This is a genomic window from Candidatus Woesearchaeota archaeon (genome assembly GCA_016928155.1).
In the GTDB taxonomy this organism is placed as follows: domain Archaea; phylum Nanobdellota; class Nanobdellia; order Woesearchaeales; family JAFGLG01; genus JAFGLG01.
Genome location: JAFGLG010000008.1, coordinates 38,623 through 59,446 on the forward strand (window position 1 = coordinate 38,623; position 20,824 = coordinate 59,446).

5 protein-coding genes are annotated in these 20,824 nt (G+C 44.4%); all 5 read right to left on the reverse strand.

All coding sequences use genetic code 11. The features are described from left to right. Positions 1-216: 216 nt before the first annotated feature. The gene (locus JW968_04990; GenBank protein MBN1386298.1) at positions 217-804 is read right to left on the reverse strand and encodes a hypothetical protein; all 588 of its coding nucleotides are present in this window, start codon (positions 802-804) and stop codon (positions 217-219) included. Positions 805-1,264: 460 nt separating this feature from the next. Continuing rightward, a complete protein-coding gene (locus JW968_04995; protein MBN1386299.1) occupies positions 1,265-10,501 on the reverse strand; it encodes a right-handed parallel beta-helix repeat-containing protein in 9,237 nt (3,078 codons plus the stop codon). A 168-nt stretch (positions 10,502-10,669) separates the two neighbouring features. Continuing rightward, positions 10,670-15,547, reverse strand: coding sequence for a right-handed parallel beta-helix repeat-containing protein (locus JW968_05000; GenBank protein MBN1386300.1), 4,878 nt, complete (start codon positions 15,545-15,547; stop codon positions 10,670-10,672). 211 nt (positions 15,548-15,758) lie between these two features. Further along, a complete protein-coding gene (locus tag JW968_05005) occupies positions 15,759-17,102 on the reverse strand; it encodes a hypothetical protein (protein MBN1386301.1) in 1,344 nt (447 codons plus the stop codon). Between the two features lie 319 nt (positions 17,103-17,421). Continuing rightward, positions 17,422-20,824 (reverse strand): hypothetical protein (locus JW968_05010; protein ID MBN1386302.1); only part of this gene is annotated, 3,403 nt, incomplete at its 5' end.

The window sequence follows — 20,824 nt, forward strand, 5'->3', positions numbered from 1 at the left end:
CCCAGAAGCGATAGAGGTATTAATACTTTTCTTTTGCTTTAAAAAGGAAGAATCAGTCTCAAATCTGTCTCAAGTCTCTATTGAGACTGTCTCAAGATTGTCTCATTGAGACCCCATGATTTCCAGTGGAACACCCCCTTATTTCTTATGGAAATGGAACTTGAAAGCCCTGTATGGTTTTTAGGTTTATTGTCTCAACATGTTGGAAAATTTGTCTCATGAGACAGAATTGCTTAAAAGCTCTGATTTAAGCTTTATAGGCTCTTTAGTGACTGTCTCAGGATTCTGGATGAGTTCTCTGAGCTCATTGTAATATCTATAGAAAGAGGCCTTGGAGCAGAACTGCTCAATATCCACAATCTGGGCCTTAAGCTCTGGAAGAGTCAGATCCTTGGCCTTGAGGGTCTCAATAATCTTTGTCTTGATAATCTTCTTGCGGTTCTTGTCAATCTTCTTGTAATACTCAGCCTTGAGTCTCATGTCAGGTGATGGGAGCGGCTGAGACTGGACCTGGATGGGTTGCTGAGACAATGGCTGAGACTGAACATTCAAGGCCTGTGAGACAATGAGCTGTGCCTTCACATCTTCGACAAGGGACTGCATTGATGCTCTCAGGCCCGCAAGAAAGGCTTCCTGCTCCTTGGCTATCCTGAGCTGAGCCCCCTTTAGCCCGAGGTCAAGCTCTGCCATCCTGAGCTTCAATGAATCCATAGCAGACTGGAAAGAATCAAGCTTCTCATTGCTCTTTGAGATATCCTCCTTCACTTTTGTAAAAGCCTCCTTGATAGCTTGTCTCTCATCCATGGTCTCAGCTGAGACAGACAGGTATATATGGATTCCTGAGACAAAGCACAATAATCCATTTAAATTTAAGATATCAACATGCAAGTGGTGAGAGATTATATATCATTTATCAATACAATGAAAGGATTAATCAGAATGAGAAACTGATTATAAAAACATAAATACAGGACTTAAGATATTCGACTTCTCATTCGACTCTAAATAGGTCTATAACAGGGACATCACAAAGGTCTGAATTAAGTATCAATAAATCCTATAAAAACCATTGGGTGAGTAGTATTAGCATTACTTCTCTACATTCCCTGCCAAGCTGTGAGCTGATCAAGAAAATTCAAGAGGCCCTGATCGGATTTGCTAAGCAAATCCGGATAAGACAATATCTTTTCTCTTGAATTATACCGCGGAGAAAGAGGCAGGGCAAAGACAAGAACAAATACAAAAATAAACGAAAATAGAAAAACTATTTCTTGAGCTTCTCGAACTCCTTATGGATGTGATGCATAGGGTGCCTCTCTTTCTTATGCATGACAAATGCTGCGACAATGCCCACAAGGACCAGTGCCAAGACAATCCACAGAGCAAGCATGTTTGTCTTCTTGGCCGGAGCCTTCTCCTGAACTGCAGGAGGCTGTTGTTCTGCTTCTGGCTCAGCAGGCTTATCTGCCGGCTTATCAGCAGGTTCGGAAGGCTCCTTAGGAGCAACACTTGGCTCAGCAGGCTTCGCCCCTGCAGAATCATCCTTCTTTGCCGAAATCTTCTGGAAGGTCAGGTCAAAGTTGAACCAGCCAACACGATCCACAGTCAACGCAAGATCATAGACATCATCACCATTGAAGTCAAAGTTAGCAGTCTCACCCTCATTGATGACGGTCCTGAACGAAGAGGACTGTATCTGGACCTCGACACCGCCATTCAGCTTCTTGACGACCTGCACAGTATGCCAATCGTTGTCTATCATGAAAGTCACCCTGTCAGCAGAAGAGACAGTCTGCTTCACTGGCTCGCCTGTCTGGAACTCCTCATTGATGTCATAAGTGTTAGAGACAGCACCTTTCAGCACAAGAGGCGAGCTGCCACCTTTCATGACCATGGGGGAGCCTCCGGTTGATGATGAAGGCTTGCTTCCAAAGATGCCAAACAAGGAAAAATGGGTTATATTAGCCCAGACATAATTATTTGTGGTGTTGACACCTCCCTCTGGAGGATTGAAGATGTGCCAAGCTCCTGTGTCATTGTCAAAATACTCTATCCTGAGCGAACTCTCTGTGAATCCTGATGCTGCAAGCTCCTCGTCAGTGTACCAGATCTTCAGGATCCACCACGTGACATTCATTGAGGTATTGTCCGGAGTGACATCCACATACTTGCCGAATGGCGCCAATGAATAACCAGAAGAGCCAGTCGGATTACTGTTATAGAAGCTAATCTGCACATCACCAGCATATGGAGTCCCTGTGTGGATATCAACCTCAACACCATAAGACTGATTCCCTACAGAATCATTGCCGCTGGTTGTGTCAACTGGGAACTCAATAACACCCTGCTGGGAATTATTGAACACAACACCAGCAACAGTTATGGTGCAGTTCTGCTGAGTTATTGAACCACCTAATGGGAGGATGTAACCCTCCAGAATGATGATATCATTATTCCTGCATGTGACATCATCAGTCAATACCCAGTTGACAGAACCTGTTGATATCTGGTCAAGCAAACCATAATCACCATTATCCAACAAATTGCCGTTCTCCAACTCCACATGAGAACTTATGAGATGCAGACCTGTTGTGGCACATTCAGGATTGTTCATATGGTTGTCGCTGAAATCAGTATCAGAGATGTACAATTGCGAACCATCGACAGTTGCACCATGGCAGTTTCCATAGACAGCTGAATCACTTATGCTGGAATCAGTACCCTGAAGGTTCTGCATGTACATACCATACCAGTTATCATGGTATGAATCCTCGACCATATCAAATTCGCCTGCAGAGCCTGCATAGAAACCCCAATAACAACCTGAGACCTCATTGCCACTAAGGTAGTTACCTACACTACCAGGACCAATCTTGATACCATAAGTGTTGCTCATGATACCACAATCTAGGGTATTGTCAAGCACATCTGTGTACTCATCCATTATCTGGATGCCTATCGTGTTTGGATTGGTGCCTGTGATATCATTTGATTCTATAGTGTTGTATGATGTGGATCCCCCTTCAAGCAGTATTCCCTTGCTGCTGAACTCAGTGATATTATTATCCATAACATCACTGAAACCGACATTCTGGAAATAAACACCGATATTGGCATCCTCTATTGTATTGCCTGAGATGGTCATGCCCTCTGAATTCAAGACATGCACGCCATCACTAGAGCTCCTCAGGATTGTGTTGCCAGAGACTGTGACATTATCCTCATCCTCCAGGAATATGGCATTACCTGTGTTGTCAGTGATCAAGTTATTGGATATCTGATGATCTGATCCTCCCCAACCACGGATACGTATACCATCATTAGCATTGTTGATGATATAATTGTTCAGTATCCTGAGCTCATTGCAACCATAGGCCTGAATGCCATAACCAGTGCCGTTAGTGATGTTATTGTACCTTATGGTTAGGACTTCAACACCCTCGGCATAGATCTGCCTGATATCACCGCAATTGTCATCGATGTTATTGTGTTCAATCATATTTGAATCGCTATACATGACATTGATTGCACCATTCCTGTTGCCATGCATGTAGATGCCGCTGATGGTGTTGGAATCAGAATAATATGTGACATAGATACCAGCTTCAGAGCCAGACCCCATCATATTATTATCAGCAAACTCACCACCAGTTATCTCATTATTGTCGCTATCATAAAGGTAGAGGCCGGACGCTGTGTTATTATACACAAAGTTCCCATTGAATCTATTCCCATCGCTAGCCTCTAATCTAATACCACGCTGGTTAAATGAAACATTATTGCCGATGAGGTCTGAATCTGATACATTATAAAATGAAATACCAGTCACATCCCCCACATTATCATGCACATAATTATCCTGCAATGTATTGCCGGAGGAATGCACGACCTGGATGCCAGTCGCGAAATTTGTTATCTCACAGTTCTCCACAGTTATCCCGGAATTGCCCATTATCGAGATGCCTTGAGCATAAGCATTACCGGTGATGCTGTATCCATCACAATCTATTATTATATCATCTGCATCCACTATCAGGCCATCACCATCGCATGCTATGTCACCAGGCAAGGTGAAATCAGATGTCACACTCATGCCACAGATCTTAACATCCCTTTCCAGATACTGTGATTCTGTGTGCCCAAAAGCATCTGCAGCAACCACAGATATGTTGATGCTTGGATAATCCCCAGTGCTCGTGGTATAATTGAAATCGCAAATCCCATCAGTAGAACTTATCTTTTTGTTGAGGGTCCCATTTATGTAGAGGCTGCAGTTGATTCCCAAATGCAAGGTGGTATCATTCCATTCTGAATATATCTCGATAGTATCACCTACTGAATAATCAGGCTCATCAGATTCTAGGTCCAGATTCACAGGAGCAGACTTGTCAAGAGCAGCATATATGGTCTTTTGTGTCTCTGCCTTGCCTGCATTGTTGACGCTGTAGAAATCAAGCGAATGATTCCCATCTGTTGTGATTGGTAATATTGTCGGATTCTCTGTGCTCTTTTGCCAAGCACCACCATCAACGCTGTAATTAGTGTAATCTATGCCAGTCACACCCTGATCAGTAGCATTCAAAGTGACATTGAAGTCAGCAGTCTGCCATCCTGGTATATAATATGCCTGTGTGTAAGGGACTGATGTGTCGACAAGGAAACTGATATTCCCTGTCACATTTTTACCAGGATAATCCCCACCATAATCCCATGCAATAACATAAAGGTTGTGATTACCATCACCGAGGTTCACATCTGTGAAATTGCATATGGTAATCTCTGGCTGACCATCTACACCGTAGCAGTCAGTCTCATTTATTATTGCAAGCAATTCCCCGTCAAGGTAAGGCATTATATTGCTAATAGGAGTGCCTGTGCCATTGAGCTCAAACCAGACCTGGGTAACATTCTCTGAGTAAATTGAATTATTGGTCGGGAATTCAAATGAAAGTGTAGGACTCACATTATCAGTCAATGTATAACCTGAGAAGCCATACACATCAAAAGTAAGATTCCCAGTGATGTTGACAGGGAAATTCACTGGGTCAAAATAAAGATCATCATAACCCACAACATAGGTCACAGAACCACTATCAAAACCAGCTGCACCACCATCCGGGATAATCACAGGCGTCTCGGTGAATGGCAAGTGGAACATTGATATTGATGTGTTAGTGTCCAGCTCCCCAAAGAATGTTGTGTTAACATATATATACCCATCACCAAAGCTGTAAGGGATCGGAAGCTCCATATCCAGAGCTGCAGGGAGACCCATCAATCTGAAAGCTATTGACTCATCCTCAAAATCCAGTGATGCAAATTCAAGCAGAATGAAAGTCGTGAATGTCTCAGGACCCCAGAATCCCCCATTCATGCAGGAAAGATTGGCCTGAATCTCCAATACAAGATTGACGTCAGTGAAATCTGTGACTTGATTCAGATCTGTGGTGGCAGGACCAAACTGCAAGCAAGGCTCGCCTTCCATCTCGAACACACCAAGGTCATGGATGAGCACAGCAGAGAATGCAGGATTGCAGGTCTCATTATAAGGGTAGGTTCCAAGCATTGACCAGTCAACATCACAGATGCAGTCAGCTGAATCAGCGCAAGAATCATCTGAATTATTATACATGTTGTTCTCGTTACCAAAAGCATCAATGGCAAAAATCATCAAGCTGCCAGACTGAACAGGGCTCTGAGGATCATCTGGAATCAAATCAAGCTCATCAAATTCTCCTAGAGTGCAGTTTCCATAAAATAGATCCCCACCCAAATGGGTCAGATTGAAGATCTCATCACAGTCGCTGTTAGGCAGATTTGTCATTGGATTCCCATCCATACCCATCATCTGAGCCTGGACCAATCCAACAAGAATATCATCAGTCACATTTACCAAGACATGGACAGTATTATCATCAGGACTGAAGAAGAAATCAGGATTATCTAATATATCATGCGGCTCTGGGATGGTCTCATTCTCACCAGGATTCCAGTGATCGATCACAGTCCTCCAAGCAAAGTGCACATCAGGCCTTGTGAAGTCAGCCCACACAGTGAAGTTACTCTCATCTGTTGCAGGTGTATTATTCACATATGCTGTGGCTGTGAAGATGTTCTCACCTTCAGACATCATGCTCTTGTTCATCAGACAGTTCAGATAGAAATCACCCTTACCAAAATCAAACATCATAGGAGCAGGATCAGGCCATCCGATGCAGACACCATCATGTGTCAGATTGACAAGATAAATTCCGTTGCTTGAAGCATTGACATAAAAAGTTAAGTTATAAGGCTGATCCATGGAATTACCGATGCCAACCCAAGTCTCATTCTCGAAGAACTCTCCAAACTCGTCTTCTCCATCGAAATAGGTTATATCAACAAAGGCACAGACAGGGGGTGATGAATAGGTTTCCCAGCCATATGACATGTTGTACGCAAAGCTGTCAGTCACATTATCATTATCTGAATCTGTACCGGGAACAAAGGTCGGACAGGAAGCGTGACCCCAGAAATTACCCTCAGAGCCATTAGAAAGCTCAATCTGGGATACAGAGGTCACCTGCCAGTTGGTGTTATCATATATATTATTGTGGAATATCAGCATGTCTGTAACTGAATTGCCAATATTAAGCCCATTCACATTATTGTATAATGTATTGTTCATGATGGTGGAGTATGTGACAGAATCAACATAGATTCCGTTGCTTCCACAGTCATGGACGATATTGTGCTCAATGAAACCATTAATCGCATAGGAGACAAAAATCCCATTATTTGACATATTATAAATGGTGTTGCCCTGGATCATATCCCCAGAATATGAATCATACAAATTAATCCCATTGGTGCCGTCAAAAATCTCATTGTTTATTAACCTAATCCAGTTCGCTGACTGTCTTGAGAAGATCCCGTCATTACTCAGATCTTGGATTATGCAGGATTCAACTGTCAGATAATCACCGCTGTCTGCCATCGGATCATCATTGTTGATCCCATAATCGAAAGTGCTTATTGTGCAGTTCCTTATCGTCACATTATCAGATCCCGGCAAGACCGAGATCCCGTTCCCTGAATAAGACCCATCCCCAGTCAATGAGTGACCTGCGCAGTCAACAACAAGATCGCTGCCATTTATGCTCAAAGCAGTGTCATTGCATCCCAACAAATCATCCTGCAAAACAACTGATGTGATTATCGTCTCGCCACAAACGCACACAGGATAATCATAGTCAAGAGTTGTCATCGCAAAATCTGTGTAATAAGGCAAAAGACTGCCTTTGCTAATGCCCAAATTCGCATTACAGAGATAACCACCCCAGAAATTCAGTGTGGCATTATTGCCGGATCCGCTGATAACATCCAGATCATAAAGTGTGTTGTTGTATAACCAGTTTTGGTGCAGGATATTTGAATTGCCGCTCAAATAGACACCATAATTGTTCAAGCTTGCCGAATTATTGAAGATCGTGTTGCCGCTCGAGCCTGCATCAAGCGAAATCCCCATGTTGTTCCCATTCAGCTGATTATTGGTGATATCATTATTGTTACAGGATGAAGCTGAACCAAGGTAAATGCCGCTCTGCCCGTTGTTATCTGCAATATTATTCTCAATTAGGTTGTTATTAGAACCATCGCGCAAGATAATCCCTTGATTAGCATTCGAGCTCACGATGTTATCCAATATATTACTGTCCGAGCTGGATTTGAATGATATTCCCTCAGTGAAGTTAGTTATGGTACAGTTCTTAATTGTTATATTATCAAAACCAGCGGAATTATTGATACCATAACCTGAACCGCTGCCTGTGATGGAATGACCATTGCAGTCGAGAACTATATTGCTTGCATTTATGACCAAGCCATCACCAAAGCAGGCAAGATCAATTGAAAGGAACCAACTGGATGTGACCTGATCACCACAGGAGATATCGGGTATATTATCAATGCTAAAATTACTATAATCCTGTGAATGGGTGAAGTTAGAGCAGAGACCGCCGTCATCACAGCAGAGAATCAGGAAATCATAGATGCCATCATCCACAACAGAGGTGTTCCAGACATGCCATTCTCCAGCCATGCTGTCATTGATGCTCATGTTGAAAGAGTGATCTGCATTCAGCAGTGAAAGATTGTATGTGACTGCATCTCCGTTAGGATCGATGCATGGAGCCCATGAGATGTTGATCATACCATCATATGTCCCATTCATGGGGCTGAAGAATGATGTCGGTGTCGGAGGCAGAGCAGGCAGGTCAGAGAAAAACATATCCTCGCTCTCGCAGACACTTGAGATGCCATCATCAGCGCAGACTGTAACATTCAGGCCATCGCTAAAGGCGATGTTATTCCTGGCAAAATGCACATGGACATCAGGGCAGCCGGACTGCGAAACAACGCTCCAGCCACTGGAATCACCGCGATACCAGCTGTTGGTATTGTTGCACAAAGACGAAGGCCTATACTGGAGCTCCCAAGCCCTGGACGATACAGCATTCTGGGACTGGGTGGCTACTACCCAGAAATCGCCTGACACATTGATATTTTTTGTCCCGATAGTGCCGTCAGGATTCGTTGAAAGCCTGATAAGATGATGGCTCGAATTTGATGTATGGACATGATGAGGGACAGCGCCAAGAGCAATGCTGCCTACAAGTTCAGCGTCTGCATCAGCGCGCCAGTCGCTCTGGAAATAAGTTGAATCGTGGCCCTGCCCGACAAGATAGACGACAAAACCCTGTGTAGAGCCCGGTTTCTGGTCGACATCAAGCTCGACCCAGAAACTCGTGTTCTCAACCATAGTGAAATTATTCACGAAATGCATGATGTGATAATTCCTCCTGTGGAGATCAATTGGCGACGGAGCATTGTACCAGAAAACATCATCAGATCCAAATGAGATCTGAGGATAGAGGAAATCAGGCCTGAGGAAATCTGACCTGTACAGGATATCAGAGAGGTTATCCATAGGGCCCTGAACAGGATAAGAGGCGCATGAGCCATCAACATAATACTGCCAGCAGAAAGAATCAGGGTTGATGCCTTCTACTGAATAATTGGCTGTAATGTCATGGGATGAGTTGATTGTGGAGTTGATATGATATGAACCGAAAAAGAGTATATCAAGCGCAGGATCCAGCGAAATGCTGGTAATATCCAAATAATGTACAAATGGGTTTATCGAGAAAGGCACAGTGACTGAATCCTCACTCATCGCGCCAAAATCATTGTAGAACTCTGCAGTGTTATTCGAAGTCATGTTATCCAGAGCAGTGAAATTGATGAAAACAATGAATGACTGATTCTCACCCAGACCGGTAAGGTTCCATGCGAGCATACCGATAGTCCTGTTGTCGATCATGAAGGACTCATTGCTCGCAGAAGAGAAATTCAGCACAGCAGGATCAAAATTATCCCTCAGAGAGAAACCCATGAAAGGACCAGACTGATTATTTGTGATGTTGAGCATGAAAGTGACAGTGTCACCGACAGTTATATTGCCTCCGTTCAGCAGAGTCTTGTTCAGGATGAAGAATCCTGCCGGAGGGGCACCCATGTTCAGATAATAATCCTCTGTCTCGCCGTCCTCAAAGCACAAGCCAGGACCAGAGCCGTCATAATTCATGGAAGGTGTCGGAGAAAGAGTCATCCTCATCCACATAGGTCCTGATTCAGGATCAAAAGGGAGGAAAACTGTTGTGTTGAAAGTAAGAGTCACAGGGCTAGCCTGGCCGCCGACATAGACAAGCTGGTTCTGGACAGCCCATTCAGGGGCATCATCAGGGAGATAACATGTGCTGTTATCAGCCCAGTCACCATCCCTGTTCCAGTCAAACCAAGCATTGAAGCTATAGTTGGCATACAAATCATCAATAAGATTCGTTATGGTCACATTGAAGGAGAAGTTTGTAGGAGTGCAATTCATAAGATTCAGAGTCGGATAGAGCAGGCCATCATCAAAGCCGTCCTGGTCAGGGCTGTCGACAGAAGGGTCGATGTTGATCATCATATCCTGGTCAGGCATAAGATCCGCGTCAGCCTCTATTGTCACATTATCGCCAAGCCATGTCCAGAGATATGAACCAGAATGACAAGGACCGTATGGGGCACCAAGAGTGAAATCAAAGACAGAAGGGTAAGCTGCAATTATCCCAGGAGGATAAGCTGTCATAGGCATTGCAAAATGATTCGAAGAGTCAGGTGCATCGCCGAAGTCAGCAGGACAGGCTGTGGTGTTCTCCATCCAGCAATCAGGATCATCACAGTCCATGAAGCCATCAGCGTCGTTATCGAATAAATCACTGCATGAGGTCTCCACAGCTTCACAAAGTTGACCCAATGGTCCACCAACTTGTGCAAGGCATTCGTCATCCGCGCAGTCTGTAAACCCATCAGGCTCATTGTCGATAGAGTCATTGCATGGACCTACGCCTCCCTCCAGTGCAAGTGCAGAGCTAACGCTAAGGGCTAAAATGACAAATGTAAGAATGGCGAGAATCATCCATCGCGGGATTGAGAAAGAAGATTTAGCGTTGAAGCAACTAATGCTATCTGTATCATTCCCCATGTTTAACCCCTCTTTTTAGTGATAATAATAAGGGTCAAAATTGGAGTTTTGTTTATAAAGGTTTTGGATTGTATATAAATGGTATATAAAAGAAAGAAAAAATCATTTCTTTAGCTTCTTCATCTCCTGATCTATCTCCTTAAGAAGGCCATGATGCTCTTTCCTGTGAAAATACAATACAAGGGCTCCGGCCAACAACAGCACAGCCAAGATCATCCACAATGCCCTGTAATCCCTGATCTTCTCTGATACAGGTGCAAGAGCATCCTTCAGCTGGTCTGCCTTGGCAGGCTCAGACGGCTTAGCAGCTGATTCAGCAGGCTTATCAGCAGGCTGGGCTTCTGGCTGTGCATCACCCTTGCTGACAGAGATCTTCTGGAAGGTCAAGTCAACACTATACTTGCCAAGCCTTGCAAGTGTAAGGGCAAGATCATAGACATCATCATTGTTGAAGTCGAAGTTGGCTGTCTCACCTTCGTTAATGATGGTCCTAAAAGAGGTGGACTGGATCTGAACCTCAACACCGCCATTGATGGTCTTGACTACCTGGACCATGTGTTCCTGGCCATCCAGAGTGAACTTGACCTTATCAGCAAAAGACAAGGTCTTTGTCACAGGCTGGCCTGATTCCAAGTCAGATGTGATGTCAAAATAACTCGGCACAAGACCCTTCATGATGAACGGGGAACCGCCGCCTTTCATCACGACCGGAGAGCTGCCGCCGGATGGAAGCAAACTGCCGAATATTCCGAAAATAGAGAAGTGTGTTATCTTGGCCCATACATAATTCTCGGCAGTATTCACACCACCTTCAGCAAATGACTCCCACTGGCCAGTATTGTTGTTATAGTACTGGATCTCCAGAGAACTCTCTGTCAGACCAGCAGCAGCAACTTCCTCGTCAGTATAATAAATCTTAAGGATCCAAAAAGAGAGGTTGTCTTCAATCGTTGGATCAACAGTCACATCAACCCACAGTCCAAGCTCCTCAAGCGCAAAGCCAGATCCTACTGGATACTGATTATAGAAGTTGATATCAATCGAACCACTTGCAGAGCTGTTAGTATAGATCTCAGCCTGGATGCCATAACCTGGCTCACCTATTGTTCCGACATAGATACCAGAGCCATTATCAACTGTATCAACATCAAAACCAATGGTGCCAACCTGACCAGCAGAAAAATTCATCTCCTGACCTTCAACTGTAATTGTGCAGTTGTCCGGGGTAATCACACCACCTAACGGAATGATGAATCCTTCTTCAATCCAGATATCATTATCTTTGCATAGAACATCTTTTGTCACGACCCACTCTATAGTACCTATAGAATAATATTCATAAATACCATAATCTCCATTATTTATGAAATCCCCATTGAGAAGATTAATGTGGGAATTATAACTGTAAAGCCCAGTAGCTTCAGGAACTTCAGCCATAGCCTCGAACTGAGATTGAGTGTTGAATCCTAATTTTGTAATCCTTGCAGGGAAGGATTTTTCTTGAGATTCTCCTGAATACCCCAATGATTCAAGAACCAGACCACAATTTTGGTTGTCATTGAAATCTGTATCTGACATTGTGTAATCTTCAACCCATTCTAAATCAACTCCAACACAATTGTCATGAATGTTATCATTACTTTCTGTGATAAGATAACAATCATCAGCATACAATCCAATGTAATTGTTATATATATTGTTGTCTGAAAGAGTTGTTCCGACCACTTGCATCGGGAAAGTCTCGATAGACCAAGAGGAACCATATTCTGTAGTCAAATCCCAACCTGAATCACCTGATTCGACATCATCTGACCAGACCGTGGATTCATCCACGACCAGAGCAAAGTCATCCAATACAACACCTTTGTAATTGACGCTGCCGTCACCATAGAAGTAGAATCTTATATCCAGGGTATCACCCACATAAGCTGTCAGGTCTATGGAATAAAATGTCCACTCTTCGTTCACATCTGAGAATGTCTCCAATCCAGACCATCCATCAGTGTATATCTCAAAAGACCCGTAATCACAACAGGATTCTGTGTTAAACCAAGCCCAAAAATCAAATGAGGCATTTGTAGCGTCAGTCAAGTCAATCGTCCGTGTTATCCAAGTCTCCTGCCCACCATAGTCATCATGAGACCACCAAGCATGACTTCCTGAATGAGATTCATCAACAGGGGACACCCCATACAAATCTTCCAAATACATACCATAATTATTGTTATAATAATCATTATTATCAACCACAAGATCACTGAAGGGATAACCATCTCCACTGCACCAACCATACCCACTGGCAAAAAGGCCATAATCACATTCTGAAACATCATTACCTGATACGTAGTTCCCTTCAGGGGCAAACCAGCAGCTGAATACATTGATACCTTTTGATTCCATATTGTCACATATTATCGTGTTATCTGTGATCACATTTCTAGGTGTGCCAGCAACAATACCACCATAACCATAAGTACCGTTCACAATGTTACCGCTGATTATGTTGTCCCCTCCTTCATTCATCTCATTATGACCAGCCACCCTTATCTCCCAGTTATTGTTATATGACAAGTAGTTATTGATAATCCTATTTTCGAAAGATTCTGAGAGTGAGATACCATTGTTTCCATTATCAACCACTGTATTCCCATGGATAAGACAGTTGTCCTCGTATGCGAGCTCTATCCCTCCACATCCATCACTGCATTCAAATGCATTGCCAATGACCTCATTGCCAGTGATCACATGGTTTGAGCGGAGCTCAGTCCCAGAGCCATCTATATATATGCCTGAATACCAGTTGTCATAGACCTCATTGTCTGTTATTTTAATGGAATCACTATCAAGTATATAGATACCCCAGTCATTATCATATATCTCATTGTCATCTATTTTGGAACTAAGTACATTCTCAAAATGGATGCCTGACATGGCAGTCCTCTCAACACCATTCAAGTATATGTCATTCTGCTCAATGAGGTGACCTTGGGAATCATATGCAGCAATGCCTGTCTGCCAGCCATGGATGTCACAATTCCTGACAGTCATGCCATCATATCCATCATTTAATATCCCGGTATAACCCATTGTCTGGATGTCAAAGCCCTGGGCTGACAATGGGATAATACCACCAAGAGATATGGCTGAGCTATTGCAATCAACCGTGACTCCATCAGCACCGATAATCAGGCCATCAGAATCCGAGCATTCCAAATCTCCTGTGAGCATTATATTACCTATTACTGTGTCGCCGCATCCGCAATCACCATAAGAGCCGCCGCAGAAAGTCACCTCGTTCTCTTCGATGAAGAGAGGACAATTCTCTGCAGCAATGTTGCCGAAACCATTTATGGTCCCCCACACATATATTGAGTTGTTTATGCAATAAACAGGCTCGGTCACATGCCAATTAATCGTGAATCCTGAATTGTCATACATGCCATAAGGATCCGGGCCTTCATCATTATCATAGCCATTGTTGATGAAATCACCGTTATACACATCTAAATGCGAGCCATAATCAGCATACAGACCATAGCTACCCTCACACATAAAACTGGCAGCATCTGGATTATTATCATAAAAATCAGTATCGGCAATCTCAAGCTGGCTATTGCCTGTTGCATATGCACCGATGCAGTTCGCATAGACCTGTGAATCAGTTATCAAAGGAGTCTCCCCCTCACCGCCAACACCATTTATGTATACCCCATATATATTATCATGATATTCATCATCATCGACGGTGAAATTATAGACACCAGACCAGACATTGAGGCCATACTGATAACCAGAAACATCATTGCCTGAAAGATAATTATCTTCTGGGACTGAGCCACCAGTGCAGCGGAGGTCTATTCCATAAAGATATGTGCCTTCAGTATCGCTCGTGATAGTATTATCAGTGAACCTGTTGCCTTCAGTCTTTGTGGCAATGCCCAACCTGTTGCTGTCAAGGGTGTTACCGCTCACATTGTTATAACCGCCAAACTCAGCAGAATATGGGGATGTGATAATAATCCCACCCCAGCCATTGTCTAGGATTGTATTTGTGAGTACCTTGTTATGGTTTGATGTGACCAACATAATCCCGTGATAATAGTTCTCCCAGATATTGTTATCCTGGATCAGGCAGTTGTCCTCATCCTCCAGTTCGATAGCTGCACATGTGTTGGAGCCATCACCACAGGTAAAAGAGAGATTATTCCTAAGTATATTATGATCAGACTCGCCTGAGCCGTCAATATAAATACCCTGGAGACCAGTACTCTCTATTGCATTATCCTGTATGGTGATCTCATCGCTGTCAACCACATTTATGCCATAATAGACATCATGCAAGTCGTTCTGCTCAATAGTGCCCTGCTCGATATTTGACATATAGATTGCAAAGCGGTCTACAATATAGATGGTGTTCTTTGTCACAAGAGGATTATCCAGCCAAGACATGTAAATACCATCCTGAGACATATCATGGATTGTATTATTCTCAATTATATCATCCTGAACAGTCTGATAAAGATATAGGCCTGTGGACCCATAAGCAATAGTATTATGCTGGACCTTCAGCCAGTAATCAGAGCCCATGCTAGCCATGATGCCATACTCATTGTATGTCAGGGTATTACCAATTATTGTATCATTCTCTGCTTCATAGTTCAGATAAACACCATTTGAGAAGTTAGAGATGAGGCAATTCGCAATTACAACATTTGAGGCAGATATGTCAATTCCGTTATAAGCATTCGAACCAACAATCGAATAGCCAGCACAATCAAGCGTGACATCATCAGTTGCAATCAATAGTCCATTGCCAGCACATCCTACCAACTCATCACTTTCATTCAATGTCCTGGATCCAACCAGCTCATACCCGCAGCCACAGGGTGTTGTGGCATCGCAAGTCGCAGGTTGCGCAAAGGCGTATGAAGCGAATAGCAGTGTAAGAACTACGATGGATATGGCTAGCTTAGAATTCATGTGTGCACCTCTTTTGTCTGGCATATAATCCTGACTCCCCACTTATATGGGATTACAGGAGAATAATAGGGGATGTATTTAAAAAGATTGTCAAATAAGGCAAGAAATAGATTATTTGGATATATATAGGCTTATATGACAGTTTAAAATTGATTAAAATAGAAAGAAATCCAAGAAAAAAAATAAAATTTGGATCTGGAGGGCTATGGCCTTAATAATAGGTCTCAGCTTCGTCTTCCTCTTCATCATCTGATTTCAGCTTTGTGAAGCCGATAATCAAACCAAGGATGATAAGCAAAACGACCAACACGATAAGACCGACTTCCAATCCCTTCTTCACTGAGTCCCAACCAGCTGACTCGCCCTTCACGACATTCGCGTTAAGGCTGATCTGCTGTGACTCTGAACCGCTTGTGATGGTCACAGTGAAAGGATGCGGACCTTCAGGTGCATCGTCGTTTGCTGTGAGGTAGACATACACTGTCTTTGACTCGCCGCCGTTCAAGACAAGCACATTCGCTGGGCTGATCTTGACTGTGGCAAAGTCTGCCCCGTCAACAGAGATTGTGTATCCCTTGCTCTGCGTACCCTCATTTGAGAGTGAGATAGGATAGACAACTCCGCCTTTTCCCTTTGTCAAGTCCTGAGACTCTGCACCGACTGTGATGACGGTCTTCTCCTTAACTGCAGCAGCTGGACCAGCTCCGCAGGTGTCAGACTCAACCACATAGATCTTGAAATCCTTTGAGGTTGTGTCATAACCATCGTCGAAGTCGACAGTCACCCTGACTGTGTACTCGCCTTCCTCAGCGCAATCCGGAATCCTCATGTAGAGCTCCTCTGAGGAGACTGAGTCTTCAGACTCAAGCTCGTCAATATAATCTGTAGCGCTGATACCAAGAGCAGGTATGCTGACCTTGACCTTGACTGAATCCTCGTCCTTCTCTCCAAGGTTCTGGACCCTGACAACAGTCAGAAGCGCCCTTCCGGCCCTGACTTCAGAGTCAGGCGTGAAGGTGACATCCCTGATCTTCACGCTGTGCCTCAATGCATCAACGTGCAGGTTATAGTTGTAGACCTTGATCGCGTCAAACCTGTCGCCAACAATAACCCTCAGCTTATAATCGTCTTCCTCTACCAAGTCATTCAAGCTCAAGCTCAAAGACTTCGTGTAGATCGTCTCTGCCTGGACATCGAACACATCTGTGCTGTCAACCAGCTTCTCGTGCTCGTTTCCGAAAACTGAAGCAGAAACCTCGACAAAATCATTGTCCTCATGACATAATAGCTTAACTTTGATATCCAAATTCTGATCTCTCTCGAAGTTCGTATTGATGTCGACACCATTCTCTACAATGTCACCATCAATCTTGACCCAGAGGACTTCGCATCCTATGAGGTCGCCTTCGTTCCTTGCATCCTCTGTATCAGAGAGGGTGCCGTTATATTCAGAGTCACCATCGACCCTGACTGCGCTTGCAATGCCGCTGACTGCAACTAAAGCAATCAAAAGAATACCCAGCAAAGCAAATGCCTTTAAAGTGGTTTTTGCCATTCTATTCTACCTCCAAATCCAAATTTTGATTGTGTTTCTGGTGAAAAACTGATATATTCCACCCACCAAACAGGGTGTAATACCATGCCAGAGTAAATGTTGGTCCTATATAAATTTTGTGATTTTTTAGTATAGTCCAGTAGTTACAAAATAGGACTATTATTGAATAATAACTGAATTGGGACCTGTATTAGCCCTATTTAAAAAGGCTTTAAAGGCCCTAAAACAGCTGTATTCACTAATACAACACAAAACCCATATTGACCCTCTTTTTTAAAACATGCTTGAAAAAATGAAAAACAAGACAATCAAAAAACAATTAATCCAGACACTGGGAGATCATCATAGCTGGTTCCTGCTCAGGCTCATCACCCAGGACCTTGAACTCCCTATGCCTGATCCTGCTGTAATCATCATTAGAGACAACAAGCCTGACATCATAAGGCCCGGATTCAGCAGCCATCGGGATGTCCAGAGCAATGAACTTCGAGACCATGTCGCCCACACCCAGCTTATCTATCATGAAGCTCCTTGTCACAGCAAGATCCTGGACAGTGGTCCTGACCACAAGATCATCCAAGGGTTCAGCGCCGACATTGCTCAAAGAGACAACCATCCAAAGCTGGTCGCCAGGCCTGACAATATCCTCATTGATGAAATTGAACTGCTGGACATAGATATTGGACCTGTCCTCCATATCCTGATGAGGGCCGACATAGATGACAACCGAACCTGAGCACATATCACCGTCGACATCAGTCGCAGTGAAAGTGACAGTGTAGACATCCTCATCCTCAAACACATGGGTGGTGTCCCTGACAAGCCTTATCTTGCCGTCGTCAAAGTCCCACCTGTACTCGAAAGGATAATTGCCGCCCTCGACCTTCGCGTCGAAGAAGACCTTCAGAGGAGCATCACCGCTGAGCGGATCAGCGACTATCTGCACAGTGCACTGAGTATCAGGCCCGTGCAAAATGGTTATCTGGCAATCAGTCATGTCTGAAGCTGAAAGCTCGCCGTCAGTGGCTGTTATCCTGACCCAATAATGGCCCGGATAGATATCAGAGACATTCCAGACATACAAGCCGTCATTCTCCTCATTGTCAGCGATGGTCTTCCAGATATCCTGATCAGCGCTGTACTCCAGCTTAATCTTCAGCACATCGTCATTGTCTGGATCAGTGGCAAGCCATGTTATATCAACTGTGCCCCAGACAACATCACCGCACTCAGGAGTCACCAAGATGACCTGAGGAGGCTTGTTATATCCTCCGACAAAGACATTGACGACCTGCTCATCATAATCCATATCAAGATCATAGAGCCTTAGGGTCATCTGGCCGGAGCCTTCCTGGACAGCATTGACTGTCAGGGTCTTGCCGGCAAGCAAAGCATCGAAAGAATCGCTCTGCTCAAAAACAGTCCATGAGAGATCGGATCCTGAATCCTCAAGATCGAACTCATGCTGAGAGAGATCGATGACAGATGACACGATGCCATCCCTGAAACTCAAGTTCACGTCTTCAACAGGCGGAATGATCTCAGGAGGATTGTTCCTTATCATGACATCAGCCTGATACTGTCCTCCGGTATTGTCTGTGAAGTTGAATGCAAATGTAAATATCTGGCTCATGCCCAGGAAGTCATGGGTCAAAGGTATCGGGGTCAGCGCATAATAGAATGTTGTCTCATCATGCGGCCTGAACTCATAGAGACCAACCCTCCCTCCTGGAGGAGAGACAAGGACCATCTCAGTCACGACACCGACATTCGTGATGTTGCTGTTCCAGAGATCGATCACAGAGAAGCTGACAAACATGTCCTCTCCCCTGAAAAAATCATAGTCTTCGTCATTATAAGTCGATTCATTGTAGACTGCAAGGTCGACAATATCATATCTCCTCTCCCAAACCTCATAAGAGTATCTCGGATAGGTATCAAGGTCAGAATAAAGGCCTTCCTTGACTGCAGTGGCATAAACAGTGAAGTTGCCCACCACTTCCTGCAGATCCTTTGCCTCACAGGCACCTGTGATATGATCCGTTATGCAGTTATTGAACTGGGCATCATCAGGATAGTACCATATAGTTACATGGGCATCAGTGACAGGATTGCCGAAGTCATCCTCAACATGGACAGTGCATGACTGATTATTGCCGACAATGACCCTAGGGAAGCACTCAATGCTTGTCACATTGAGGAAGCAACCCTCATCGATGATACCATCGCAGTCGTTATCCACGCCATCACAGAGCTCAGGAGCACCCGGATAGACATCAGTCCTGGTGTCATCGCAGTCCCAAGGACCGCACTCTTCTACTGAACCAGTGCCGTTGTAGCCATCACCATCAGCATCAATGCAGTTAGGGCCTATAGGCTCACACCAATAGTTCTCATCAGCATTGCCCTGGCCGTTGTAATAACAATACTCCTCGACAGTGCAAGTCTCATCAACCTGCCAAGGACCAGTGCTTCCTACACAGGAACCGACATCATTGCAAGCATAAGTTGTGTATCTCAATCCAGTATCATCATCCGGATCACTGCCCCACGGGCAAGAATATTCCACAACAGCTGCTGCACAGACATCACCCTCAGTAGAGCAAGCGCTCCAAAAAGTGTATGTTCCGTCAGGCAAGCAGACATTTGACATCGTGCCTGCACACAGGCCTGTGCCGCAAGACTGGGATTGAGTTGTACCTGGATAGATGTTTGGATTATTGTCATCACAATCTATAGGGCCGCAGACGCCGCCCTCTATGGAAAAACCATCATTGTCATCATCAGTGCAGTTCAATCCTTCCCATGCGCAATAGTAATTAGCATCCCCATTGCCCAGGCCGTCCCAGTAGCAGAACTCATCCTCGGTGCAGGTCTCATCAACCTGCCAAGAACCAGTATCATCCACACAGATTCCATCAACATCGCATGCATAAGTCGTGTATCTCACACCTGTATCATCGCCAAACTCATGGCCCCAAGGACAACCATACTGGGCAAACGCTGCAGCGCAGGTATCACCATAGCTTGAGCATTCGCTCCATGAAGTATATGTCCCGTCAGGCAGGCAGATGTTCGACCTCTCCCCTGAGCAGACACCTGTGCCGCAAGGCTGGGTCTGGACAGTGCCCGGATATATGTTAGGATTGTTATCATTGCAATCAACAGGGCCGCAGACGCCGCCCTCTATGGAATAACCATCATCATCATTATCCGTGCAATCAGACTGGCAATAACCTTCTACGCAGATCTCGCCAGGAGGACAGATACCACAATAATAGCATCCGCTCGGCGAGTCGCCGCATTCAAAGCTGCCGCAGTCATTAGGTATGTCCATGTACAGGCAGTCAAGAGTCACATGACAACTGTCTGCTGTGCAGACATCATTATCATTGCACAAAGCATCATTAGGATCATGATCGCACCTATCTTGTGCTTCGTTGCATGAATCATCAGTACAGCCCACAATGTCAGAGCAATCCCTCGCAGCGCCTGAGTGGCATGAACCGCCTGCACACTGGTCGTTTACAGTACACCACTGACCATCACTGCATGGGTTATTGTTGTTCTTGTACTGGCAATCCAAAGTCACATGGCACACATCATCGGTGCAGACATTATTATCATTGCACAAAGCATTATTAGGATTATGATCGCACCTGTCCTGCGCCTCGTTGCATGAATCAACAGTGCAAGAGACAGAATCAGCACAATTCCTGGCA

Bases quoted from the DNA above. Each gene is read 5' to 3' on its own strand.
- JW968_04990 (MBN1386298.1), bottom strand. From the start codon at position 804: ATGGATGAGAGACAAGCTATCAAGGAGGCTTTTACAAAAGTGAAGGAG.
- JW968_04995 (MBN1386299.1), bottom strand. From the start codon at position 10,501: ATGATTCTCGCCATTCTTACATTTGTCATTTTAGCCCTTAGCGTTAGC.
- JW968_05000 (MBN1386300.1), bottom strand. From the start codon at position 15,547: ATGAATTCTAAGCTAGCCATATCCATCGTAGTTCTTACACTGCTATTC.
- JW968_05005 (MBN1386301.1), bottom strand. From the start codon at position 17,102: ATGGCAAAAACCACTTTAAAGGCATTTGCTTTGCTGGGTATTCTTTTG.